Genomic DNA, 22,699 nt, shown 5'->3' on the forward strand with positions numbered 1-22,699 from the left:
CGTGGGGGGAGAGTTTGGCGTTCTTCATGCAGGAACACCCTGCAAATTGAGGCTGGTGGGCGTCGGGCCGACACGCAGCGGGTCATTGATGATGGGCGCCGGGCCAATGCTTTCCAGCAGATCGGCCATGTCTCGGGCCGCATTCGGGCGACCGCAGGCGCGGGCGCGCTTGGCCGCATTCTGGAGCGCCCCGGGTTCCAGCGCCATCTTCTGCATCTGCTTGGCAAGTTCCACAGCCGTGAAGCGCGCCTGCGGAATGGTGCGGGCGCCCCCGGCCTCGGTCATCTCGCGGGCATTGGCGGTCTGGTGGTCGTCCATCGCGCTCGGCAGCGGTATCAGGATCGCCGGACGCCCCGCACAGGTCAGTTCCGCCAGCGTCGAAGCGCCCGCCCGCGCGATGACAAGATGCGACCAGCCCAGTTTTTCCGGGACATCGTTGAAATAAGTCGCCAGGTCCGCCGGGATTTCGAGATCGGCATAGAGCCGGCGCACCCGCTCAATATCCTCCGCCCGGCATTGCTGCGTCACCTGCAGGCGCCGGCGCAGGCTGAGCGGCAGCATGCCCAGGCCATCGGGCACGACGCTGGAAAGGATCGTCGCCCCCTGGCTGCCGCCGATGACCAGCACACGGAACACGCTCTCGTCGGTCAGCGCGGGAAAATCCTCCTCGCGAAGCTGCTTCACCTCCTCGCGCACCGGATTGCCGACGAGGTGGACCTTGCCGGCATATCTGTCCTTGAGCCGCTCGACATCCGGATAGGCGGTCGCGATGGCATCCACCCGTCCCGCCAGATAGCGGTTCACCCGGCCAAGCACGGCATTCTGTTCGTGAATGGCGGTCGGAATGCCATCGGCCAGTGCGCCCAGCAACGCGGGCATGGCCGGATAGCCGCCAAAACCCACAACGGCCGTCGGGCGGAACGTCTCGTTCAGACGCCGCGCCATCGCCCGGCCCGCCAAAATCGCCTTCAACGCGCCCGGCCAGCTCCTGGGATTCCGGGTCATCCGCCCGGCGGGCATGACATGGACCTGTGCCCGGTTGTCAGGGGCCTTGTCGAAAATGCCAGGTATCTTGGCGCCGCGCTCATCCGTCACCAGCGCGACATGATGGCCGCGCAGCATCAGCTCTTCAGCAACGGCATGCGCCGGAATCATATGACCACCCGTCCCGCCGGCGGCGAGGACGAAGTGTCGGGAAATGCTCATCGACCACTCCATTTGACGACCGTGTGCCGACCCATGAAGGGGTTGCGCCGCGTGAATGCGAGCAACAGGCCGACGCCGATACAAAGCGCCAGCATAGAGGAGCCGCCATAGCTGATAAAGGGCAGCGTCATGCCCTTGGACGGAAATATCTGGGCGTTGACGCCCATGTTGATGATCGCCTGAAGCCCGAACTGGGTGGTAAGACCCGCCGCGGCGAGAATGGTGAAATTATCGTCCTCGTCCAGCATGCGCAGGAACACCCGCACGACGATCGCCAGATAGACGCAGGCGATGCCGATGCAGGCGAGCAGGCCGAACTCCTCCCCGATGACCGAGAAGATATAGTCGGTATGCGCTTCGGGCAGGCGGAACTTGTTCTGCCCGCCGCCCGGCCCGACGCCTAGGAAGCCGCCATGGGTGATGGTGCGGAAGGCCAGTTCGGTCTGGTCCGGCCCGACATCCTGCGCAACGCCGATGCCCAGGAAGTCGTTGATGCGCTGACGCCCGTTCTCATAGAACATGTACATCAGCACCAGCCCGCCAAGCCCCGCGCCCGCCATCCCGCCGATGAAGCGCATGGACACGCCCGACAGCAGCAGCAGGCCGCCCCAGCAGGCGAGGAAGATCACCGTCTGGCCGAAGTCCGGCTGCTTCATCAGGATCGCCGCGATCAGCAGCGTCAGCACGCCGGTCAGCGGGATCACGGGCAACGTCATGTCCTTGCCGCGCAGCGACAGCAACCAGGCCATGGTGACGACATAGACGGGCTTGAGGAATTCCGACGGCTGGAACCGGAAACCCGGCAGGTCGATCCAGCGCTTGGCGCCGTTCACCACCGAACCCAGCACCGGCACCAGCAGCAGCGCCACGGCAAAGACGATGCACAGGATAAAGGCCAGCCGGCGCGCCTGCGTCCGGGGCAGCATGGAAATAACCAGCATGATCGGCAGGCCGATGAACACCCACATCAACTGACGGTAGAAATAGATGAGCGGCGTCACCGAAACCGTGCTGGTCGACCGGTCGATCGCCGCCACCGGGGAGGCCGCCGCCACGGCGACCAGCCCGATCGCCATCAACGCGACGATCAGCGACAGCAGCACGCGGTCGATTTCCCAGAACCAGATAGCCAGCGCCGTACGCTCACGCGGGACGGTGCGGTTCCTGAACTCCTTTACAAGATCGCCTGCCCTCGACATGCCCCCCAAAGCTCCTCCGATTCCCTTTATTCCAGCGCGGCGACGGCAGCGGCGAAGGCATCGCCCCTCGCCTCGAAATCGCGGAACTGGTCGAAACTCGCGCAGGCTGGCGACAGCAGCACCACGTCACCCGGCTGCGCCACCCGCGCAGCGCGGCGAACGGCGGCCGATAGCATTTCCGAATCGTCCACCGCCATATGCGGGCGCAACAGCTCAGCGAACATGGGGCCCGCTTCGCCGATGGTATAGGCCTGGGCCACATTGGCGAACCAGGGCGCGCACTCGTCCAGATTGTCGGTCTTGGCCAGGCCGCCGACGATCCAGTGCAGCCGCTTGCGGCCATCGACCGGCGGATAGGCGGCCAGCGCCGGCGCGGTCGAGGCGGCATTGGTCGCCTTGCTGTCGTTGACGTAGAGGACGCCGTTCAGTTCCCGCACCCGCTGCATTCGGTGGGGAAGGCTGGCATAGCTTTGCAGGCCCTGTTCGATTGTCGCTTCGCCGATACCCAGCGCGCGGGCGACCGCGATGGCGACGGCAGCGTTCTGGGCGTTATGCGGGCCTTGCAATGCGGGCCAGCCGGCCTGAGCGGAGGGAGCGATGTCGCCCGATCGCACCTCCACAACCCCGTCATTCCCGCCTTGCCGGGAATGACGGACGGAATAGAATATCCCCCGGCTCGGCTCATCTTCCGTCGCGATTACCGCGACATGCCCGGCCGACTGCATCGCGAACAGCCGCGCCTTGGAGGCTACATAGCCTTCAAAGCCATTATAACGGTCGAGATGATCCGGCGTGATGTTGAGCAGCACCGCCACATCGCAATCCAGGCTGCCCGTCAGGTCGATCTGGTAGCTCGACAGCTCCAGCACATAGACGCCGCCCTCCGGCAACGGGTCCTGTCCCAGGATCGGCAGCCCGATATTGCCGCCCATCCGCGTGGGAATGCCCGCCGTCTCGACGATATGATGGACCAGAGCGGTCGTGGTGGACTTGCCGTTGGTTCCGGTGATCCCCACCACCCGATGCCTGGGCAGGCTGGGCCGGGCGAGCGCGAACAGCTCTATGTCGCCAATGACCGGCACCCCCGCGAGCTTCGCATGCATGGCGATGGGGTGCTTGTTGAGCGGCACGCCGGGCGACACCACCACGCCGTCGAAGCCCTTGAGGTCGATTTCGGTGGGATCGGCCAACTCCGCCTTGCCCTTAACGGAGGCGCGCGCCTCGTCCCGGCTGTCCCATGCCACGACCTCAGCCCCGCTCGCCGCCAGGCACTCGACCGTGGCGAGGCCGGACCGCGCCAGCCCCAGCACCGCATATTTCCTGCCTGCAAAGACGTCGGAAACGATCCCCATGGCGCTCACCGCAGCTTCAGCGTGGCGAGGCCGGCCAGCGCCAGCACGAAGGAAATGATCCAGAAGCGGATCACGACGGTCGGCTCGGCCCAGCCCAATTGTTCGAAATGATGGTGGATCGGCGCCATCTTGAACACGCGCTTGCCGGTGCGCTTGTAGAAGAAGACCTGGATGATGACGGACATCGCCTCCACCACGAACAGCCCGCCGATCACGCCCAGCACGATCTCATGATGCGCGGTGACGGCGATCACGCCGATCGTGCCGCCGAGCGCCAGGCTGCCGGTGTCGCCCATGAAGACGGCGGCGGGCGGCGCGTTGAACCAGAGGAAGGCGAGGCCCGCCCCGATGATCGCGCCGCACAATATGGTGAGGTTGCCCGCCCCCGGCACATGCGGAATGCCAAGATAGCCCGCAAAGTCGGCGCGCCCGACCAGATAGACGATGGCCATGAACGCCATGCAGGCGATGATGACCGGCATCGTCGCAAGCCCGTCCAGACCGTCGGTCAGGTTCACCGCATTGCCGAACGCCACGATCACGAAGGCCGCGAAGAGGAAATAGAACGGCCCCAGTTCGATGGCCGGACCGTTGTAGAAGGGCACGTACAGCGCGGTATTGCCATGCTGGCTGACGATCAGCCACGCCGCGAAACCGGCGATCAGGAACTCGAAGGCCAGGCGCATCTTGCCCGAAAGCCCCTTGTGGCTGGCTTTCGTCACCTTGTCATAATCGTCGAGGAAACCGATGGCGCCGAAACCCAGCGTCACGAACAGGCAGGCCCAGACATAGATGGAGGAAAGGTCCATCCACAGCAGCACCGACGACACCATGGACGTCAGGATCATGAGGCCGCCCATCGTCGGCGTGCCGCGCTTGGCGAGGTGCGTCTGCGGGCCGTCGTCGCGGATCGGCTGCCCCTTGCCCTGCCGCACGCGCAGCCATCCGATGAAGCGCGGCCCGATCAGCAGGCCGATGATGAGCGCGGTCGCGATCGCCGCGCCCGCCCGGAAGCTCAAATAGCGGATGAGGTTGAACACACCCGCGAAATCCATGGTCTGGGCAAGCCAGTAGAGCATCAGTTCTTTGCTTCCTGTAGCGCGGCGACGAGGCGCGAGAGGCCGATGCCGTTCGATCCCTTCACCAGGACCGCATCGCCCGCGCGTATTTCATGTCGAATGAGGTCGGTGGCGCTGGCTGCGTCGGATACATGGTCGAAGGCGATGACGCCGCCCAGCGCCTGCGCCAGCGGCTCCATCTCCTCGCCCACCAGCACCGCATAATCCACCTGGCCCGCCGTCAGCGGTTCGACCAGCCCGGCATGCAATTCGCGGCTGCGGTCGCCCAGTTCGCGCATCCCGCCCAGCACGGCAATGCGGCGCTCCGCCTGCTCCCGGCCCAATTGCCTGAGCGTCGCCGTCATGCTCAACGGATTGGCGTTATAGCTTTCGTCGATCAGCAACGCCTCGCCGCCCTCGACAGGCAGGATGCTCCGCTGACCCCGACCCGGAAGGCCCGGCATTTCCGCCAGCGCCAGTCCCGCCGCCGCCAGATCGCCGCCCAGCGCCTCCACCGTCGCCAGCACCGCCAGAGCGTTGGAAACCCAATGTTCGCCCGGAGCCCCCACGGTGAAGCACAGTTCGACGCCCGGCAGCGCCGCCGTTACCAGCGTGCCGCCGCCCACCGCAGGCACGGTTTCGCGGGCGCGGACATCGGCCTCCGGATCGAAGCCGAAGGTCAGGATTCGTGCCGCATGCTTCTCCGCCTTGGCATAAAGGGTCGCGACATGCGGGCTGTCATAGGGGATGACCGCCGTGCCGCCCGGCTCCAGCCCCTCGAAAATCTCGGCCTTGGCCTCCGCGATCTTCTCCTCGGTGCCGAAAAATTCGATATGGGCCGGCGCGATGGCGGTGACGATGGCGACATGAGGCCGTACCTGCCGGGTCAGCGCCGCCAGTTCGCCGGCATGGTTCATGCCCATTTCGAACACGCCAAAGGCGGATTGGCGCGGCATGCGCGACAGGCTCAGCGGCACGCCGACATGGTTATTGTAGCTCTTGACGGAGCGGTGGACCTCCCCCGGACAGATGCGGTCGAGCGCATGGAACAGCGCCTCCTTGGTGCCGGTCTTGCCCACCGATCCGGTGACGCCGACCACCTTGCCCTGCATCCGCGCGCGGGAGGCGCGACCAATATCCTCCAGCGCCGCCGCGCTGTCGGGGACCAGCACATGCGGCTGCGCGATCGGCTGGCTGACGATGGCGCCCGCCGCGCCCTGACAGAACGCCTTGTCGACGAAGCGATGGCCATCCGTGGCCTCGCCCTTCATCGCGACGAACAGGTCGCCGCCCGTCACTTCGCGGCTGTCGAACGCCACGCCAGAAACGGCGAAGGGCGCCGAAGCGACGCCCCCCGTGGCCTGCGCAATCTCTTCGGAGGTCCAGAGTGCGCTCATCCGGCGCATTCCCGCGCCACGGTCACATCGTCGAAGGGCAGCACCCGGTCCCCGATGATCTGGCCCTGCTCATGCCCCTTGCCTGCCAGGAGGACAATGTCGTCCGCGCCTGCCTGAGCGATGGCGGCGGCGATGGCGGCGCGGCGACCGCCAATCTCCTCCGCGCCCGGCGCGCCCGCCATGACGGCGGCGCGGATGGCGGAGGGCTCCTCCGAACGCGGATTGTCGTCGGTGACGATGACATGGTCGGCAAGGTCCGCCGCCACCTTGCCCATTTGCGGCCGCTTGCCCGCGTCGCGATCCCCGCCCGCGCCGAACAGCGCGATCAGCCGACCCCGCGTATGCGGCCGCAGCGCCTCGATGGCGGCACGCAACCCGTCGGGCGTATGGGCATAGTCGACATAGACCGGCGCGCCCGTCCGGGTGATGACGGCCCGCTCCAGCCGCCCGCGCACGGGCTGCACCCGGCCCAGCAGTTCCAGCACCTTGCCCGCATTCTCGCCGCCGGCAATCACCAGGCCGGCGGCGGTGAGCGCATTGGCCGCCTGATAGGCGCCGATCAGCGGCAGGTTGACCTTGTGGCTTTTGCCTTCAACCTCGACGTCCAGCGTCTGGCCCAACTGGGTCGGGGTGCGGTTGGCAAGGCGCAATGCCTGCCCCTGCACCCCGACGCTCAGCACACGAAGCCCCCGCTTCGTAGCCCGCTGGATAACCTTTTCCGACCATGCGTCATCGGCCCAGACGACCGCCGCGCCCTGCGGCTCGACCACCTCGTCGAACAGCCGCATCTTGGCATCGAAATAGCTGTCCATGTCGCCATGATAATCGAGATGATCCCGCGACAGGTTGGTGAAGGCTGCTGCCGACACGGGCAGCCCTTCAGTGCGATATTGCGCCAGCCCGTGGCTCGACGCCTCGAACGCGGCATGGGTGATGCCCTCGCGCTTCAGGCCCGACATGTTGGCGAGGAAGGTCACGATGTCCGGCGTGGTGAGCCCGGTGGAAACCTGATCCACGGAGGTGGTCACGCCCAGGGTGCCGATGGAGGCGGATTTATGCCCCAGCATCCGCCAGAGCTGCCGGGTCAGTTCGACGGTGGAGGTCTTGCCGTTGGTCCCGGTGACGGCAACGGTCACCTCCGGAAACGGCGCGAAATAGCGCGCGGCAAGCTGCGCGAACAGGCGGCGGGGGTTGTCCGAGGCGATATGGATCGCGCCGTCCACCCGCGCCTCCGGCCGGGCGACGACCGCCACTGCCCCTGCCTGCACGGCGGCGGGAATGAAGTCCTCGCCATTGACCCGCGCTCCCTGGAAGGCCCCGAACACCGTGCCCGGCGCGACCTTCCGGTTATCGATCGCGAAGCCCGATACCGGCAGGTCCAGCGACGCGCCTGTATCGAGCTTCGCATCCAGCCCCTCGATAAGCGACCCGAGGCGCATTATTCTTTCTCCTTGTCGCCGTGCAGCAGCGGCATGAGGTCGGAAATGTCGACGTCGCGCCGCTCGTCGGGCAGCACGCCCAGCATCGGCCCGGTGCGTTCCACCACCCGCTTCACGACCGGCGCCGCCGTCCAGGCGGCCGTGCGCAGGCCATATTGACCCGTCGCCTCGTCCATGGTGACGAGGACCACATAGCGCGGATTGTCCATCGGGAAGGCAGAAGCGAAAGTCGTCACCAGCGAAGTCTTGTTATACCGGCCCTCTTGGGGCTTTTCGGCGGAACCCGTCTTGCCGCCCACCCGGTATCCCTTGGCGTCGGCGCTGCGACCTGTACCCGCCGCCACGATCATGCGCAACAGTTGGCGCATGCGCGCGCTGGTCGCGGCGGAGAAGACGCGGCGGCCCTCCGGCACCTCGTCCGCCTTCAATTTGCGCAGGGTAGCGGGCCGCCACAGTCCGCCGTTCACCAACGCCGCATAAGCCGAAGCGAGATGCAAAGGCGTTACGGCGATGCCATGGCCATAGGAAACGGTCAGCGTCGTGATGCGCCCCCAATTGGCCGGCCAGAGCGTGCCTGCCCGTTCATTGAGCTCGATCGGCGCGCGCTGATCGAAGTGCAACTCCCGGAAAAGATGCTGCAAAGGCTCCGCGCCCATCTGGTCGGCGATCCGCGCCGTACCGATGTTGGAACTGTGCACCAGGATTTCCGGCACGTTGATCCAGCGGCCGAGCGGATGGTCGTCCTTGATCCGGAAGCCCGCAATGGCGAGCGGCGCCGTCGCGTCATAGGTCTTCGACATGGAAGTGACGACGCCGCGATCCATCGCCGCGGCGATGGACAGCGGCTTGAACGCCGATCCCAGTTCATAGCGCGCCTGCACCATATGATTGCAGAGCGGCGATTCGCTGCAACTCTTGCCCGCATAATTTTGCAGCTTGTTGGGATCGAACACGGGAATCGACGCCATGGCGATCACCTCGCCGGTATTGGCGTCCAGTATCACGCCGCCCGCCCCCTTTGCGCGGGTCTGGACGAGCTGCGCGTACAGCTCGCTTTCCAGCGCGCCCTGCACGCGGCTGTCGATGGACATGGCGAAGGGCTGACCGCGCAGCGCCGCATCGGTCAGCCGGTCGTTGAACGCCGCTTCCACGCCCATGCCGCCCTTGCCGTCCGTATTGGGCGCAAAGCCCATCACATGCGCCGCCAAGGTGCGCTGCGGATAGAGCCGCTCCTTCTCGCGCGGGAATTCGATGCCGATCTCGCCCAGGGCGTTCACGGCCGCCACCTCTTCCGGCAACGCGCGACGGCGCAGATAGGCCCAGCCGCGCCCGGTCAACTTCTTGTGGAAGGCGGCTTCCGGTTCGTCGGGGAATATCTCGTGCAGCTTGCGCGCCAGTTCGGACGGGTCGCCGATCAGCCGCGAAGGCCGCACCGCAATCGAATAGGCATCCATGGTGCGTGCCAGCGGCACGCCGTTGCGGTCGACAATGTCGGCCCGCGCAGGAAGGCCGCCCATCGCGTCGCCGCCCCGCCCGTTGCCGGCGAAGACCCCCACCCAGGTCAGGCGCAGGATCAATACCGCCGTGATCGCCATGAACAGGATCAGCAGCAACATCAGCCGGTTATGCGCGATCGCCGTCAGGTCGACGCGCTGCTTGCCCGCTCTCGCGCCGCCCGGCTGAACGATGATCGTCGCCATCTAGCGATCCCCCTTGGCGCGCTCGCGCTTCGCCTTGGCGCTGATGTCCCCCAGCGTGCTGTCGTCGAGCAGCTTCGCGTCCAGCATCGCCATCCGCTCCGCGCGGCGGGCGACAGGATTGGGCTTCGTCGTGTCGGCGTCCTCCTTCGCCTTTTCCTTGGGCGTCTTGACGGGCGGCGCCTTGGCGATCTTGTCGACATTGTCCGCCGCATGCGCCTCCCGGATCACGGCGATGTCGCTGCGGATCTGGGTCGGCGCGGGGCTGGCGGGTGCGGCCTGCGGCGCCGACGGAAGATCGGCGGGCGTCTGCACCATCGCCACCATCACCGGCGGCGCGACATAATCGGGCCCGTTGGGCTGCACCCCGTCGAGATGCGCCAGCGCCCGCTCGCCCGCCAGATATTGCTGGGCGGTGGGCGTCGCATACATGAAATCGTCCTGGTTCCAGCGCTCAAGCTGCCGCATGTTCGCCCGCGCGCTGAACTCGGTCTCCAGATAGCGGATGTCGGCCTTCGCCCGCGCAATCTGCGCCCGCACCTTCATCAACTCATTACGCTCGGTCGCGACCTTGAGCGACACCAGATAAGCGCCCAGCGCCCCCAGCGCGACCAGAAGGATCCAGATCAGGCTCTGCAATCTCTTGACCGCGATCATGAGCGGGGTTTCCTGTCTTGGGTTCGGCGGGGGGAAACAGGGGCGGACGTGCGAACGGCGCTGCGCAGCGTGGCGGATCGGGAGCGGGGGTTGCGCGCCAGTTCCGCCATGCCGGGCCGCACCGCCTTGGCTGGCCTTTCGAAAGTCGGCGCGGGACCGGACTGGAGCTGGGGCAAATGGCGCGATCCGCTCGCCTCGCTGCCGCTGCGGTTGCGCAGGAACTGCTTGACGATGCGGTCCTCCAGGCTGTGGAAGGTGACGACCGCCAGCCGGCCGCCTTCCTCCAGCATCGCCTCGGCCGCTTCCAGCCCCCGCTCCAGTTCTTCCAGCTCGCGATTCACATGGATGCGGATCGCCTGGAAGGTGCGGGTCGCGGGGTCCTTCTTGTCATGCGGCTTGTGGCCAAGCGCCTTGCGCACGACGCCGGCAAGCTGCCCGGTACGCTCCAGCGGCCGCGCCTCGACGATCGCCTTCGCCACGCGGCGCGAGCGGGGCTCCTCGCCATAGCGATAGAGGATGTCGGCAATCTCCTGCTCGGGGGCATTGTTCAGGAAATCGGCGGCGCTCATCCCGCTCTGGCTCATCGTCATGTCGAGCGGCCCGTCGCCCTGAAAGGAAAAGCCCCGCTCCGGCCGGTCGAGCTGCATGGACGAAACGCCGATGTCCAGCGTGACGCCGGAAACCGATGTCACGCCCCGGTCCGCCAGCAGTTGCTCCATCCGCGAAAATTCGCCCGCTATCAGGGTGATGCCCTTTGCGTCGGCCAGCGCCTGCCCTTCGCGAATCGCGTCGGGGTCGCGGTCGAAGGCGAAGACCCTCGCCCCCTTGTCCGCCATGGCGCCCGAATAGCCGCCCGCGCCGAACGTGCCGTCGACATGGACCTCGCCGGGGTTGATGGCGAGGGCGTCGAGCACTTCGTCGATGAGCACCGGAATATGGCGCTCGGGGTCCTTGGCATGATCGGCGGAAGCGCTCACCTAGCCCCTCCAGCCGTCCGCTGGTCCAGCCAGCGGCGAACCTTGTTGCGGATCAGTTCCGGCCGGTCCTTGCTGTCGACCAGCGTTTCCGGCTTCCAGATCTGGATGTAGCGACCCACGCCATAGAAGAAGACGGCGTCGGCGATGCCATATTCCTCCTTGATGTCGGGATGCATGGCGAAGCGGCCGCCGTCATCGAAATTGACCTCCTCGATCGTGCCGAGGCGGCGCTCCAGTTCCAGATCGGCATCATAGTCGCGCCCCGCGGCGCGCGCTTCGCGGGCCAGTTCCTCGACTTCGGTGAACAGATGGCGGCGGTGCGATTCGCCAAAGCCAGTGGCGCAGGGGTTGCCGCCATGGACCGAGAGGAAAAGCCGGGTTTCATTGCCGCTGGACAGCTTGACCTGCCGGCGCATCTCCAGGGGCAGCACGAAACGGCCCTTGCCGTCCGCGACGCTGAATGCGTTGCCCGTATAGAGAATGACTTCCGACACTTTTGGACTGCTGCCCCTCTGTTCCCGGGGCGCAGGCTATCGCCAGCCGGATTCGCGCAGAGACGAACCGGCTCACAGGACTAGCAAAGCCTGACAAACCCCTATGGCTTTCAAATACCAAGCCACGGGGTGCAAGAAAAGGGATATTTTGGGAAAAGCCGGGAAATCCTGTTTTGTTCTGGTAATTAACCCTCTTTAAATGGCGTTGGCCGGGCAGGACGTGGCGAAGAAAGGTCCAAGGGAGCCGCCCCGCGCCGCCGGAAAAACACGGTTCCCAAGGCCGCCCAGAAAATCCCGACGAGGACCGCCCAGCGAACGGCGTTGACCAGCGCGTCACCCGACCGGACCCAGCGCCGCCCTGCCGGAAGCGTGGCGCCCAAAGCTTCCGCCACGAACTGCGGGGTATCGGCGGTCCATTGTCCGGGCTCCAACGACGCGGCGGCATCCGCGAGCCAGAGCCTATCGTCGATCAGATCGGCATCCGCGACGATGGTTACGCTGCCCTTCCCCACCATGCAGCGCGCCACCAACCCCCGCCCCACGATGCGGCACTCCGGCCCAGCATCCTCGAAACCGGAGGCGGAATAGACGGTCAACACCCGCCCATCGCCCAGAAAATGACGCTTTTCGCCCGCGCTGGGGGGCGTCAGCCTGACGCCCCAATATTCGATCATCGCCGCGAGCAAGGTGACGGCCGGCGGTCGCCGCCGGTCGCCCAACGGCAGGTCCATCGGCCAACGCAGTTCCGGATCGGCCAGGACCAGCGCCTTGCCGCCCCGGCCGATCCATCCGTTCAACGCGACCAGTTCATCCATCGAAAAAGCCCGCGGCTGGGCGAGGAGGAGCGTCTTGGCAGGGCTGTTTTCCAGAACGAGCGGCGAATCGAGGGGGCTCAGGTCGAATCGCTGGCGGAGGACGGTGACGATGGGCGCATCCACCTGGGCGCCATCGCGCCAGAACAGCGGCAGTCCGGTGATGATGGACAATTTGGGAGGATGAGGCGCGCGCTGAACAGCCGGCTCCTGAGCCAGCCAGCACGCCGCGAGAGCCAGCAAGGCCAGGCCCATCGCAGCAATCCGCCCTGTTCCTGCGAAGGCAGGAACCCAGTCCCGCCATTTGGACGGGGCGGTCGCAAGCCATTCGTCTCTCTCAAGCGCCTTGGTGGGAACACGGAACATCAATCCCGCAAACGTGGCCGCCAGCACCACCGCAAGCAACCAAAGCACGGGCAGCAAAGCCGGCACGCGCCAAGCCGCCAGAAACGCGCAGGACAACACCGTCCCAACCGTTCCCAGCCCGGCCCACCACGCCGCCCCGTCCCCCCGCCGCGCCTTCAGCACAGCGGCCATCGGGATCGCCAGCAATGCCGGAACCATCCAGCCCCGAGGATCGACCTGCCCGGTCCGCAGCAGCGCGGGCAACCCGCCGAGCAGCACCAGGAGCCCGGGCAGAGCCAGCATCAAAAATGTCCGAAGCGCAGCCTTCAAGCCGAACCCGCCAGCATCAGCGCGAAGCCGGCGGAATCTCGCGATCCATGGGTTTCTTGAGATTGGGGTCGGGTTGCAGGTCCGGCACGATCGGCGCCTGCTCCGGCGCGGGCTGCACGCCCAGTTCCGCCAGCGGCTCCTTGGGCGATACCGCATTCACGTCCAGCGTGGGCACGGTCGGCGGCGGCACCGCCGGATCGTCTATCCGCGCCTTGTCGATCACGATATTCGCCAGACCCACGAGCAACACCACGCCCGCCAGCCCGGTGAGGCCAATCTGGACACGCTGCAACCCTTCCTGTTGGCGGGGTGTTTCAGCCATGAAGCGCTCTTTTTTATCGCCGCCGCGACCTGTGTCGGCGGTCAACGAGTTTGCGCGAGCCAGGGGAAGACAGTCAAGCCCTTCAATTCCAGCCATTCGCGATTATAAAGCGTTGAAAGATAACGAAATCCGGTATCGCACAGGATCGTGACGATCCGCTTGCCGGGCCCAAGGCGCTTCGCCAGCGCCACCGCGCCCGCGACATTGATGCCCGACGACAGGCCCAGGCACAGCCCTTCCTCGGCCAGCAGACGCCGTACCCAGAGCAGCCCTTCCTCATCGGAAATGCGGAACTGGGTATCGATCGGCGCGCCCTCCAGATTGGCGGTGATGCGTCCCTGCCCGATGCCCTCGGCCACCGAAGACCCTTCCGCCTTCAGCTCGCCATGGGCATAATAATTGTAAAGCGCCGCGCCATGCGGATCGCTGAGCGCGATGGTGATATTCTCGTCATGCGCCTTCAGGCCCAGCCCCACGCCCGCGATCGTCCCGCCCGTGCCCGCCGCGCAGGTGAAACCGTCGATCTGCCCGTCCATCTGGGTCCAGATCTCCTCGGCGGTGCCAATGATATGCGCCTTGCGGTTGGCGATATTGTCGAACTGGTTGGCCCAGATCGCGCCTTCCGTCTCCTCCGCCAGGCGGCGGGAGGTGTGGACGAAATGGCCGGGATTGGAATAGGGCGCCGCCGGCACCGTCACCAGCTCGGCGCCCAGCGCGCGCAGCGTGTCCATCTTCTCGCGGCTCTGCGTCTCGGGCATGACGATGATCGTCCGATAGCCCTTGGCGTTGGCAACCAGCGCCAGCCCGATGCCGGTATTTCCCGCCGTCCCCTCGACGATGGTGCCGCCGGGCTTCAACAGCCCCTTTTCCTCCGCATCGTTGACGATGAACAGCGCCGCGCGATCCTTTACCGAAGCGCCGGGATTGGCGAATTCGCATTTGGCGTAAATGTCGCAACCCGTCTCTTCCGAAGGGCCGGCAAGGCGCACCAACGGCGTGTTGCCAATCAGGGCGAGACTATCTTTCTGAACCAGCATGGCTTCCGCATAGCGGACCAGATACGCGCTTGCCAAGCAACGGATTGATGGCCGCACGAAAGTCGGGATTGTCGCTGGACTCGTTAAGCTTTGCATCCTCCACCGTCTCAGAGCGGGACAGGCCGGATTCCGCGGGGGAACTGGCGAGGCTTTTCCCCTATGATAAGCGCCAACATGCGGATTTTCGGGGGAAACGGGGCTTTGAAGGGCCAGCGGACAGGGGTGAGGCACGGTGTCGTCGCCGCGCTGGCGCTGCTCGCCCTCGCCGCGCCGCGCCTGATCACAGCGGCACCGCTTGACCTGCTGGCCGCCAACCATGCGCAGGATGATCCCGCGGAGAAGCCCGGTGAGAATTTCCCCGGATCCGCCTTCTTCTTCGCGCAGGGCGCCTTCGATCCCGCGCCCGGCGCCGCAACGCTGCGAAGCGAGCATGTACTTGGGCTTGATGCCGTGCAGGCTGCTCCCGCCATGGCTTTCCGGGGCCTGACCGCGCTCGACAGCTATCGGGCGCTCAACTGCCTGACATCCGCCGTCTATTATGAGGCGGGGAGCGAGCCGGAGGACGGGCAACGCGCCGTGGCGCAGGTGGTGCTGAACCGCGTCCGCAACCCCGCCTGGCCCAAGAGCGTGTGCGGCGTCATCTACCAGGGGTCGGAACGCACCGACTATCGCTGCCAGTTCACCTTCAGCTGCGACGGCTCCATGGCGCGCGGCGCGAGCGCGGACGGATGGGCGCGCGCCCGCCGCATCGCCGCTCAGGCGCTTTCCGGCATGGTCTATCGGCCCGTCGGCCTTGCCACCTATTATCATACGCTGGCGGTGCGACCCGAATGGGCCGGCGCGATGCGGCCGGTTGCCGTGATCGGCGCGCATATCTTCTACCGCCCGCCCGGTGCCGGTGGCACGGCCGCCGCTTTCCGCATGGCTTATTCGGGGCGCGAAACACAGTCGGGGCCTGCCCGACTGGCATTGACCGCGAAGTCCCCGATGTTCGATCCCATGGTGGCGGAACCCGTCACGGCATCCCCCGCGCCCGCCGTGCCCGTCACCGGGCCTTTTGTCCCTCTGTCCCCCGATGCGCCGGGCCTTCCCCAATCGACGATCCGCCCCGAATATCGCAACAGCGGCCGACCGCTGATCTGACGAGCGTTTTTTGCGGAAAAATGCCGATTATTTTATGGTTACCGTTTTAGAAACCAATCAAACCGTTGAAAAATAACGAAATAAATTTCTCATCATTTTTTCGGACCTGGGGAACCTAATCCTTCCTTCATGGGTTCTGCACTGCGGATAGCAAATCTTTTGCCCCCCGCTCTTGCTATCCAAAAAAACATGAGCCCGGAACGCATCTCCCCCCCCGACGCGTTCCGGGCTCAGAATTTTTTAGACAACTCCCGGAAATCAGAGATATTTTCGCTCTCGGAACGCTTTTCCGGGCAGCGGGTTGTTCAGTGGTCACCGGCATGACGCCCGGTTGAAGCATTTCCTGCCAGCTATGCAGGACAAAGGCTCTGAAAAGGAGACGATGATGACCAGGAAGATATTGGCCGCCCTTCTATTGACCGGTTCGTTGATGGTCGCGGCCTGCAACACGGTCGAAGGCGCCGGCAAGGACGTGCAAAGCGCCGGCCAGGCGGTCGAAAACGCCGCCAACTGATCCGATGGAAAGGCTCGCTTCACAGCGAGCCTTTTTTCAACCCGCAGCGTCCGCCGCTTCGCTGGTGGCCAGATCCTTGGCCTGCTTCCGGTCGGTGAACCAGATGGCGACGATGGTGATTTCATAAAGCGCCAGCAGCGGAATCGCCAACATGAGCTGCGAGACCACGTCCGGCGGCGTCAGCACCGCCGCCAGCACGAAGGCGGCCACGATCATGTAGCGGCGCAGGCCAATCAACTGCGCCCGGCTCACAAAACCGGCGCGGTTGAGCAGCATCAGCAGCACCGGCATCAGGAAGCTGATGCCGAAGGCGAGGATGAACTGCATCACCAGCCCCAGATAACTGTCCGCGCTGGGCAACGCCTCCACCTGCAGGCCGCTGCTGTTGCCCTGAAATTCAAGGAAGAAGTGGAAGGCCGTGGGCATCACCACGAAATAGGCCAGCGATGCGCCCATGGCGAAGAGGAAGGGCGTGGCGATGAGGAACGGCAGCAGCGCCTTCTTTTCCTTCGCATAGAGCCCCGGCGCGACAAAGGCCCAGAGCTGGTTCGCGATGATCGGAAAGGACAGGCAGAAAGCGCCGAAGACCGCGATCTTCACCTGAACGAAAAAGGCTTCATACAGCTTGGTGTAGACCAGCCGCCCGCCATCGTCGCCAAAGGCTTCCTTCAGCGGATGGACCAGGATCGCGAACAACTGCTCGGAGAAATAGAAACAGATCGCGCCCGTTATGAACAGCGCATAGACGCATTTGAGCAGCCGTCCGCGCAGCTCGATCAGATGGTCGAGCAAAGGCGCCTTGCTGTCGTCGATGTCCTTCATGCCGCCGCGTCGTCCTTCCGCACCGGTTCCTGCGCCACATAGGGCGGTCCGTCCGTCGCTGGCGGGGCGACATAGGGGGGCGCTTCGCTCGCCGGGGCCGATTCAGCGACGAAGGGCGGCACCTCTCCGGCTGCCGCTGCGGCGGCGGGTGCCGGCAAGGCTCCGGTTTCACCGGCGGTTTCAGGCGCAAGCGTCTCCGGCGGATGCTCTTCCATGATCCGCTTGTTCTGCGCGGCCCATTTCTTCTCCAGTTCCTCCAGCTCCACCTCGCGGACCATCGCATCGATGCCGGTGCGGAAATGGCGCGCCATGGACTGCGCCTTGCCCACGATCTGCCCCACCTTGTAGAGCGCGCGCGGCAGGTCCTTCGGGCCGATGACGATCACCGCGATGATGACGATCACCAGAAGTTCAGACGAATCGATACCAAACATGCGTGCCTACCGCCCCGGCCGAAGGAAAAATCAGGCCTTGGTCTTTTCTTCCGTCGCGGTGGGCGCGTCCTGTTCGGGCACGCGATGGCCCTCGATACGCGTGGCGGGCTTGGTGGGCACGTCGTCGTCCTCCATGCCCTTCTTGAAGCTCTTGATGCCCTTGGCAACGTCGCCCATCAACCCGGAGATGCGGCCGCCGCCGAACAGCAGCATGACCACCAGGAGAACGATGACCCAGTGCATCAGCGAAAAGGAACCCATTTGAACACACTCCTGAAACTGCGTCTTATCTAGAGTGATTTCGCGTGAAATGGAAATATTTCACGGCCCGGAAATCACGGCGAACAAACCCGCAGATCATGTTTCGGCCCGGCAGGGGCCCAAGCATGATCTAGGCGTCTTCCTCATCATTTTCCACAACGGATTGGGCGCCCAGACCCTCAAGCGCCAAATCGACGGGATCGAGCAGGCCGGCGGCCCGCAAGTCGTCGATACCCGGCAGGTCCCTGCGGCTGCTAAGGCCGAAATGTGACAGAAATTCTACCGTGGTGGCGTAGATCAGCGGCCTTCCCGGCACCTCCCGGCGTCCGGCGGGCCTGACCCAGCCCGCCTCCATCAGCACGTCCAGCGTGCCTTTCGCCACCTGAACGCCGCGAATGGCCTCTATCTCGGCCCGGCTGACAGGCTCATGATAGGCGATGATCGCCAGCGTCTCCATGGCGGCGCGCGACAGCTTGCGCGTCTCGTCCTTCTCCCGGCGAAGGATATGGGAAAGGTCGGCCGCCGTCTGGAAATGCCAGCGCCCGCCCCGCTCGACCAGATTGACGCCGCGCCCCGCATAATGACCGCTGATCGTCGCCAGCGCGGCGGCAAGATCGCCCGCCTCCCCCACATGCAGCTTGATTTCGCCCAGGGTCAGCGGCTGTTCCGATACGAACAGCACGGCCTCCACCGCACGAAGGAAATCGTCCTGTTCCTCGATCACAATAGGCGCCCCGCATTCGGTTCCGGCACGGCGGCCCGCAGGAAAATGGGTTCGAAAATCCCGTCCTGCTGGATTTCCAGCCGCCCCTGCCGCGCCAGTTCCAGCGCGGCGACGAAACTGCTGGCCAATGCCGATCGTGCCATCGGCCCATCCTGCCCGCTCGGCAGGAAGGCTTCAAGCGCGGTCCAGTCGATCGCCGCCCCCACCAGCGCGCCGACGCGCTGTATCGCCTCGTCCAGGGTCATGACCGGCCGCACCGCGACCATATGCACCACCGGCTGCGTCCGCGCACGGACCTGGCCGTAGGACTGGATCAGGTCGAACAGGCTGGCCGCCCATTTCGCCTTGCGGACGAGGCGCAGGCCTTCGGGCCTTTCGCGGACGAACACGTCGCGGCCGATGCGGTCGCGCGCCATCAGCCGGGCGCCCGCCTCCCGCATCGCCTGAAGCCGCTGGAGCCGCAATTGCAGACGCAGCGCCAGTTCCTCGGGGCTGGGTTCGGGCTGCGCCTCCCTCGGCAGCAGCAGCGAGGATTTGAGATAGGCCAGCCACGCCGCCATCACCAGATAGTCGGCCGCCAGTTCCAGCTTCAGCTTCCGCGCGCCCTCTATATAGGCGAGATATTGTTCGACCAGCGCGAGGATGGAGATTTCGCGCAGGTCGACCTTCTGCGTCCGCGCCAGCGCCAGCAACAGGTCGAGCGGCCCCTCCCAGCTTTCGAAACTGACGGTCAGCATGTCGGGCCGGGCCGCGGCGGCAGGGGCGAAGAGGTCGTCCATCGCTAGCAGGGCGCTTTCCGGCAATCGGCGCCCCGCCTCACGCCGGCACCATCGCCAGCAAGGCGTCGCGGGTGGCGAGCAGTTCCTCCAGCGGCGGTCCCCCGGGCGGTGCGCCGCTCGACGCCATCGCCCGGTCCAGCCTTGCCTTCGCCTCGGTCCCGATGTCCGGCAGCAGGCGGGCAATGCCGACCATATCGTCCATCCGCCCCCAGCAATTGAGCGCCAGATCGCAGCCTGCCGCCACCGTTGCCGCCGCCAGTTCCGGGATGCTGCCCTTCAACGCCTTCATGTCCAGATCGTCGGACATCAGCAGCCCGGCGAAGCCGATCCGCCCACGGATGATCGTGTCGATCACGGAACGGGAGAGGCTGGCCGGCAGGTCGGGGTCCCAGGCCGTATAGACGACATGCGCCGTCATCCCCATGGGCGCATCCTTCAACGCCTGGAACGGCGCCAGATCGATCGCCAGCGCATCCTCGTCGGCGGTGACGATGGGCAGTTCATGATGGCTGTCGACCATCGCCCGGCCATGCCCGGGCATATGCTTGACGATGCCGACCACGCCGCCATCGGCCAGCCCTTCGATCACCGCCCGCCCCAGCGCGGCGACCCGCATCGGCTCCGCGCCAAGGGTGCGGTCACCCATGATGTCGCTTGCCCCTTCCTGCCGCACGTCGAGCAACGGCAGCGCATCGACGGTAATGCCGACTTCCGCCAATGTGATGGCAATGGCCCGCGCATTGGCATGGGCCGCCGCGATGGCGCTGGACGGAGCGATTTCGTAGAGCTTGTCGAACACCGCGCCAGGAGGAAAGCTGGGCCAGACCGGCGCCTGCATCCGCGCGACCCGGCCGCCTTCCTGATCGATCATGATGAGCAGATCGTCCCGGCCATGCAGCGCGCGCAGATCGTCGGTCAACGCGCGAAGTTGCCCCCGATCCAAGATATTGCGGCGGAAGAGGATGTAACCCGCCGGATCGGCCTCCGCGAAGAAGGCGCGTTCATCGGAAGTCAGTGTCTCGCCGGAAAGGCCGAAGATAACGGGTTTCATGCGGAGCGATGGTAGCGGCTGAAAGCGGCTCTGTCGAAGGGGTTGTTCCGGCCTTGCCGCAGGATCGGTGGGATTTGGCCGAGGGACATAAATGGGCGGGTCCAAGACATTCCCCCTCCCGCCTGCGGGAGGAGGAATGCCTCAGGACGGCCATTCCCGGCCAAGTCCCCATTCCCCTAATTCACCACCATGCAGCTTTCGCCCGCGACCTTGAGCTTGCCGCAGAGCGTACTCGCCTGCCCGCCCGCCGCCGCGCGCAGGCGGTAGACGGTGCTGCCGCCCACCTCGGCCTGCTCGATCGACATGGGCAACGGCTCCAGATAGGTGAAGCGCTTGGACAGCCGCTTCCATGCATCCTTGGCGAAAGCCTGGTTGCCATAGGCGCCAAGCTGGATCATGCCGCCGCCCGCCGGCCGGGCCGCCGCCGTCGCCGGCCTGGCGCTGGTCTCGTCCGCCACGCGCGCCGTGACGCTCTGCGACGGCTTGCCTTGCACCGCAGGGCGCGCATTATCCGCTGTCCCGGTCGGCGTGATCGGCGCCTCCGGCACGCGGGTCGGATCGATTCGCCCGTCACGCGCCACGCCCTCGCTCGCGGCATAGCTGGCATCGCCCTCACCATCGAACTTCTTGGCGTCGGCTTCCTTGGCCGGAATCTTATAGTCGCCGGCAGGCGCGGCGATCAGCTTACCCTCGCCCCCGGCGCCGCCCGTCCGGTTCTGGATCAGCCAGACCCCCGCGACGACCGCGCCGATCAGCACCAGGCCAAAGAGAATGAAGCCCAGCAGCCGCAGCGGCGACAGCCCCGGCTCCTCCTCATCCTCGATGGCGGGTTCCAGCCAGGGCAGACGCTCCTCATCGTCCAGGTCCAGCCTTCCCCGCGCATAATCGCCCATCTCGATCAAACTCCGCCGGTCATTGCATCTCGTTCAGGGCCGCAACGCCCATCAGCGCCAACCCGTTGCGGATGATCTGCCCGATTCCCCGGCTCAAGAAAAGCCGCGCGGAAGTGGTGGCCGGGTCGTCCGTCAGGATGACCCGCGCCCGCGGATTGTCGTTGCCCAGATTCCACCAGCTATGGAAGGCCGAAGCCAAGTCATTGAGATAGAAGGCAATGCGATGCGGTTCACGGGCCGAAGCCGCCCCCTCCACCACACGCGGGAACTGCGCGGCGAGCTTCACCAGCCCCAGCTCCTCCGTCCCAAGGCGGGACAGGTCGGGCACGGGCAGGTCGATCCCCGCCTCCTCCGCCCGCCGTCCGAGCGAGGAAATGCGCGCATGGGCATATTGCACATAGAAGACCGGATTGTCCTTCGACGCCTCCACCACCTTGGCGAAGTCGAAGTCCATCTGCGCGTCGGCCTTGCGCGTCAGCATGGTGAAGCGGACCACATCCTTGCCCACTTCGCGAACCACATCGGCCAGCGTCACGAAATTGCCGGCGCGCTTGGACATCTTCACCGGCTCGCCGTCGCGCAGCAGGCGGACCATCTGGATCAGCTTGACGTCGAAGCGCGCCTTGCCCTCCGTCAGCGCGGCGACGGCGGCCTGGATGCGCTTCACCGTGCCGCCATGGTCCGCGCCCCAGATGTCGATCAACTGGTCGGCCGTCTGCGCCTTCTGGAAATGATAGGCCATGTCGGCGCCGAAATAGGTCCAGCTTCCGTTCGACTTCCTGATCGGCCGGTCCTGATCGTCCCCGAATTTCGTCGAGCGGAACAGCGGCAGTTCGACGGGCTCCCAATCCTCCGGCGTCTCGCCCTTGGGCGCTTCCAGCACGCCGTCATAGACGAGGTCGTGCGCCCGCAGCCATTTTTCGGCCGCTTCGGGCTTGCCTGCCGCCTGCAACTCGGCCTCGGAAGAGAATATGTCATGATGGATGCCCAGCAGCGCCAGATCGCTGCGGATCATCTCCATCATCGCCGCGACCGCTCTGGTGCGGAACGGCATCAGCCATTCGCTTTCCGGCGCACCGACATATTTGTCGCCATATTCGGCGGCCAGCGCCTGCCCCACCGGTACCAGATAATCACCGGGATAAAGACCCTCGGGAATCTCTCCTACCGCCTCGCCCAATGCCTCGCGATAGCGCACATGCGCCGACCGGGCGAGCACGTCCACCTGCCCGCCGGCATCGTTGATATAATATTCGCGGATCACCTTGTGCCCGACATGCTCCAGCAGCGTGGCGAGCGCGTCGCCCACCACCGCGCCCCGGCAATGGCCCATATGCATCGGGCCGGTCGGATTGGCGGAGACATATTCGACGTTGACCGTCACGCCCTCGCCCGTCGAGGAGCGGCCATATTCCTCCGCCTCCGCATGGATCGCGGCGAGTTCCGCCCGCCAGGTGGCGTCGGTCAGCTTCAGGTTGATGAAGCCTGGGCCGGCAATCGATGCGCTCTCTACCTCGTCCAGCCTTTCCAGGCCCGCGACGATCTTCTCCGCCAGTGCGCGCGGATTGCTGCCGGCGGGCTTGGCCAGCACCATGGCGGCGTTGGTGGCAAGGTCGCCATGGCCTGGATCGCGCGGCGGTTCGACCGTCACCGGCTTGCGGTTGAGGCCGGCGGGCAGCGTGCCGTCAGCCTCCAGCGCGTCGAGCACGGCATCGAGATGGGCGGTGAAGCGGTTGTAAAGAGACACTGGGCGAAC

At 65.7% G+C, this 22,699-nt stretch carries 23 protein-coding genes; 2 read left to right on the top strand and 21 right to left on the bottom strand.

The window, feature by feature from the left end:
- Window positions 1–24: 24 nt before the first annotated feature.
- The 13 genes from murG to LDB29_RS12585 all read right to left on the bottom strand — a co-directional run bounded on the left by murG (window position 25) and on the right by LDB29_RS12585 (window position 14,322).
- On the bottom strand, window positions 25–1,206 hold the full coding sequence (gene murG, locus LDB29_RS12525) for an undecaprenyldiphospho-muramoylpentapeptide beta-N-acetylglucosaminyltransferase (protein ID WP_025550628.1): 1,182 nt from the start codon (window positions 1,204–1,206) through the stop codon (window positions 25–27).
- On the bottom strand, window positions 1,203–2,405 hold the full coding sequence (locus tag LDB29_RS12530) for an FtsW/RodA/SpoVE family cell cycle protein (protein WP_025550626.1): 1,203 nt from the start codon (window positions 2,403–2,405) through the stop codon (window positions 1,203–1,205). The genes murG and LDB29_RS12530 overlap by 4 nt, the downstream gene beginning before the upstream one ends.
- Window positions 2,406–2,431: 26 nt before the next feature.
- A complete protein-coding gene (gene murD / locus LDB29_RS12535) occupies window positions 2,432–3,757 on the bottom strand; it encodes a UDP-N-acetylmuramoyl-L-alanine--D-glutamate ligase (protein ID WP_025550624.1) in 1,326 nt (441 codons plus the stop codon).
- A 5-nt stretch (window positions 3,758–3,762) separates the two neighbouring features.
- Window positions 3,763–4,836 carry a phospho-N-acetylmuramoyl-pentapeptide-transferase gene (gene mraY, locus LDB29_RS12540; protein ID WP_025550622.1) on the bottom strand — a complete coding sequence of 358 codons (1,074 nt, stop codon included), beginning with the start codon at window positions 4,834–4,836 and terminating at the stop codon, window positions 3,763–3,765.
- Window positions 4,836–6,212, bottom strand: a complete 1,377-nt coding sequence (gene murF, locus LDB29_RS12545; RefSeq protein ID WP_025550620.1) for a UDP-N-acetylmuramoyl-tripeptide--D-alanyl-D-alanine ligase — start codon at window positions 6,210–6,212, stop codon at window positions 4,836–4,838. The genes mraY and murF overlap by 1 nt, the downstream gene beginning before the upstream one ends.
- Entirely contained in the window at window positions 6,209–7,651 is a 1,443-nt protein-coding gene (locus LDB29_RS12550; RefSeq protein WP_025550618.1) for a UDP-N-acetylmuramoyl-L-alanyl-D-glutamate--2,6-diaminopimelate ligase, read from the bottom strand. Before LDB29_RS12550 ends, murF begins: the two co-directional genes overlap by 4 nt.
- Window positions 7,651–9,351, bottom strand: a complete 1,701-nt coding sequence (locus LDB29_RS12555; protein WP_025550616.1) for a penicillin-binding protein 2 — start codon at window positions 9,349–9,351, stop codon at window positions 7,651–7,653. The genes LDB29_RS12550 and LDB29_RS12555 overlap by 1 nt, the downstream gene beginning before the upstream one ends.
- A complete protein-coding gene (locus tag LDB29_RS12560; protein ID WP_025550614.1) occupies window positions 9,352–10,005 on the bottom strand; it encodes a hypothetical protein in 654 nt (217 codons plus the stop codon).
- Complete coding sequence (gene rsmH / locus LDB29_RS12565; RefSeq protein ID WP_099186124.1) at window positions 10,002–10,982, bottom strand: 16S rRNA (cytosine(1402)-N(4))-methyltransferase RsmH; 981 nt, start codon at window positions 10,980–10,982, stop codon at window positions 10,002–10,004. Before rsmH ends, LDB29_RS12560 begins: the two co-directional genes overlap by 4 nt.
- Window positions 10,979–11,476, bottom strand: coding sequence for a division/cell wall cluster transcriptional repressor MraZ (locus LDB29_RS12570; protein ID WP_025546944.1), 498 nt, complete (start codon window positions 11,474–11,476; stop codon window positions 10,979–10,981). The genes rsmH and LDB29_RS12570 overlap by 4 nt, the downstream gene beginning before the upstream one ends.
- A gap of 185 nt (window positions 11,477–11,661) precedes the next feature.
- Complete coding sequence (locus LDB29_RS12575) at window positions 11,662–12,936, bottom strand: hypothetical protein (protein WP_244968611.1); 1,275 nt, start codon at window positions 12,934–12,936, stop codon at window positions 11,662–11,664.
- Window positions 12,937–12,979: 43 nt separating this feature from the next.
- Window positions 12,980–13,285, bottom strand: coding sequence for a hypothetical protein (locus LDB29_RS12580; protein ID WP_020821203.1), 306 nt, complete (start codon window positions 13,283–13,285; stop codon window positions 12,980–12,982).
- A gap of 41 nt (window positions 13,286–13,326) precedes the next feature.
- The gene (locus LDB29_RS12585) at window positions 13,327–14,322 is read right to left on the bottom strand and encodes a cysteine synthase A (protein ID WP_044662761.1); all 996 of its coding nucleotides are present in this window, start codon (window positions 14,320–14,322) and stop codon (window positions 13,327–13,329) included.
- A 174-nt stretch (window positions 14,323–14,496) separates the two neighbouring features.
- Here LDB29_RS12585 and LDB29_RS12590 point away from each other — a divergent pair, with 174 nt between their 5' ends.
- Together LDB29_RS12590 and LDB29_RS12595 are read left to right on the top strand one after the other, a co-directional pair.
- Complete coding sequence (locus tag LDB29_RS12590; protein WP_025546949.1) at window positions 14,497–15,465, top strand: cell wall hydrolase; 969 nt, start codon at window positions 14,497–14,499, stop codon at window positions 15,463–15,465.
- A gap of 385 nt (window positions 15,466–15,850) precedes the next feature.
- A complete protein-coding gene (locus LDB29_RS12595) occupies window positions 15,851–15,979 on the top strand; it encodes an entericidin A/B family lipoprotein (RefSeq protein ID WP_025546951.1) in 129 nt (42 codons plus the stop codon).
- A gap of 36 nt (window positions 15,980–16,015) precedes the next feature.
- Here LDB29_RS12595 and tatC read toward each other — a convergent pair whose 3' ends face one another.
- The 8 genes from tatC to argS form a co-directional block, all read right to left on the bottom strand.
- Window positions 16,016–16,801, bottom strand: coding sequence for a twin-arginine translocase subunit TatC (gene tatC, locus LDB29_RS12600; protein ID WP_025546953.1), 786 nt, complete (start codon window positions 16,799–16,801; stop codon window positions 16,016–16,018).
- Window positions 16,798–17,235 carry a Sec-independent protein translocase protein TatB gene (tatB, locus tag LDB29_RS12605; protein WP_025546955.1) on the bottom strand — a complete coding sequence of 146 codons (438 nt, stop codon included), beginning with the start codon at window positions 17,233–17,235 and terminating at the stop codon, window positions 16,798–16,800. Before tatB ends, tatC begins: the two co-directional genes overlap by 4 nt.
- A 30-nt stretch (window positions 17,236–17,265) precedes the next feature.
- The gene (locus LDB29_RS12610) at window positions 17,266–17,496 is read right to left on the bottom strand and encodes a twin-arginine translocase TatA/TatE family subunit (protein ID WP_007685564.1); all 231 of its coding nucleotides are present in this window, start codon (window positions 17,494–17,496) and stop codon (window positions 17,266–17,268) included.
- 130 nt (window positions 17,497–17,626) lie between these two features.
- Window positions 17,627–18,220, bottom strand: a complete 594-nt coding sequence (gene scpB, locus LDB29_RS12615; RefSeq protein WP_025546958.1) for an SMC-Scp complex subunit ScpB — start codon at window positions 18,218–18,220, stop codon at window positions 17,627–17,629.
- Window positions 18,217–18,999 carry a ScpA family protein gene (locus tag LDB29_RS12620; RefSeq protein ID WP_025546960.1) on the bottom strand — a complete coding sequence of 261 codons (783 nt, stop codon included), beginning with the start codon at window positions 18,997–18,999 and terminating at the stop codon, window positions 18,217–18,219. The genes scpB and LDB29_RS12620 overlap by 4 nt, the downstream gene beginning before the upstream one ends.
- Window positions 19,000–19,036: 37 nt before the next feature.
- A complete protein-coding gene (gene nagZ / locus LDB29_RS12625; RefSeq protein ID WP_025546962.1) occupies window positions 19,037–20,050 on the bottom strand; it encodes a beta-N-acetylhexosaminidase in 1,014 nt (337 codons plus the stop codon).
- 176 nt (window positions 20,051–20,226) lie between these two features.
- Window positions 20,227–20,943: an SPOR domain-containing protein gene (locus LDB29_RS12630; protein ID WP_025546963.1), complete on the bottom strand. Its 717-nt coding sequence runs from the start codon at window positions 20,941–20,943 to the stop codon at window positions 20,227–20,229.
- A 19-nt stretch (window positions 20,944–20,962) separates the two neighbouring features.
- Window positions 20,963–22,690, bottom strand: coding sequence for an arginine--tRNA ligase (argS, locus tag LDB29_RS12635; protein WP_025546965.1), 1,728 nt, complete (start codon window positions 22,688–22,690; stop codon window positions 20,963–20,965).
- Window positions 22,691–22,699: the final 9 nt, after the last annotated feature.

Source organism: Sphingobium sp. CFD-2 (assembly GCF_024611135.1).
Lineage (GTDB): Bacteria > Pseudomonadota > Alphaproteobacteria > Sphingomonadales > Sphingomonadaceae > Sphingobium > Sphingobium fuliginis.

Coding starts and splice junctions, on each gene's coding strand:
- LDB29_RS12585 (WP_044662761.1), bottom strand. CDS start 14,322: ATGCTGGTTCAGAAAGATAGTCTCGCCCTGATTGGCAACACGCCGTTG.
- LDB29_RS12550 (WP_025550618.1), bottom strand. CDS start 7,651: ATGCGCCTCGGGTCGCTTATCGAGGGGCTGGATGCGAAGCTCGATACA.
- murD (WP_025550624.1), bottom strand. CDS start 3,757: ATGGGGATCGTTTCCGACGTCTTTGCAGGCAGGAAATATGCGGTGCTG.
- nagZ (WP_025546962.1), bottom strand. CDS start 20,050: ATGAAACCCGTTATCTTCGGCCTTTCCGGCGAGACACTGACTTCCGAT.
- murF (WP_025550620.1), bottom strand. CDS start 6,212: ATGAGCGCACTCTGGACCTCCGAAGAGATTGCGCAGGCCACGGGGGGC.
- LDB29_RS12555 (WP_025550616.1), bottom strand. CDS start 9,351: ATGGCGACGATCATCGTTCAGCCGGGCGGCGCGAGAGCGGGCAAGCAG.
- murG (WP_025550628.1), bottom strand. CDS start 1,206: ATGAGCATTTCCCGACACTTCGTCCTCGCCGCCGGCGGGACGGGTGGT.
- mraY (WP_025550622.1), bottom strand. CDS start 4,836: ATGCTCTACTGGCTTGCCCAGACCATGGATTTCGCGGGTGTGTTCAAC.
- tatB (WP_025546955.1), bottom strand. CDS start 17,235: ATGTTTGGTATCGATTCGTCTGAACTTCTGGTGATCGTCATCATCGCG.
- LDB29_RS12610 (WP_007685564.1), bottom strand. CDS start 17,496: ATGGGTTCCTTTTCGCTGATGCACTGGGTCATCGTTCTCCTGGTGGTC.
- LDB29_RS12580 (WP_020821203.1), bottom strand. CDS start 13,285: ATGGCTGAAACACCCCGCCAACAGGAAGGGTTGCAGCGTGTCCAGATT.
- LDB29_RS12630 (WP_025546963.1), bottom strand. CDS start 20,943: ATGGGCGATTATGCGCGGGGAAGGCTGGACCTGGACGATGAGGAGCGT.
- LDB29_RS12590 (WP_025546949.1), top strand. CDS start 14,497: ATGCGGATTTTCGGGGGAAACGGGGCTTTGAAGGGCCAGCGGACAGGG.
- LDB29_RS12620 (WP_025546960.1), bottom strand. CDS start 18,999: ATGGACGACCTCTTCGCCCCTGCCGCCGCGGCCCGGCCCGACATGCTG.
- LDB29_RS12575 (WP_244968611.1), bottom strand. CDS start 12,936: ATGCTGGCTCTGCCCGGGCTCCTGGTGCTGCTCGGCGGGTTGCCCGCG.
- LDB29_RS12595 (WP_025546951.1), top strand. CDS start 15,851: ATGACCAGGAAGATATTGGCCGCCCTTCTATTGACCGGTTCGTTGATG.
- LDB29_RS12530 (WP_025550626.1), bottom strand. CDS start 2,405: ATGTCGAGGGCAGGCGATCTTGTAAAGGAGTTCAGGAACCGCACCGTC.
- tatC (WP_025546953.1), bottom strand. CDS start 16,801: ATGAAGGACATCGACGACAGCAAGGCGCCTTTGCTCGACCATCTGATC.
- LDB29_RS12560 (WP_025550614.1), bottom strand. CDS start 10,005: ATGATCGCGGTCAAGAGATTGCAGAGCCTGATCTGGATCCTTCTGGTC.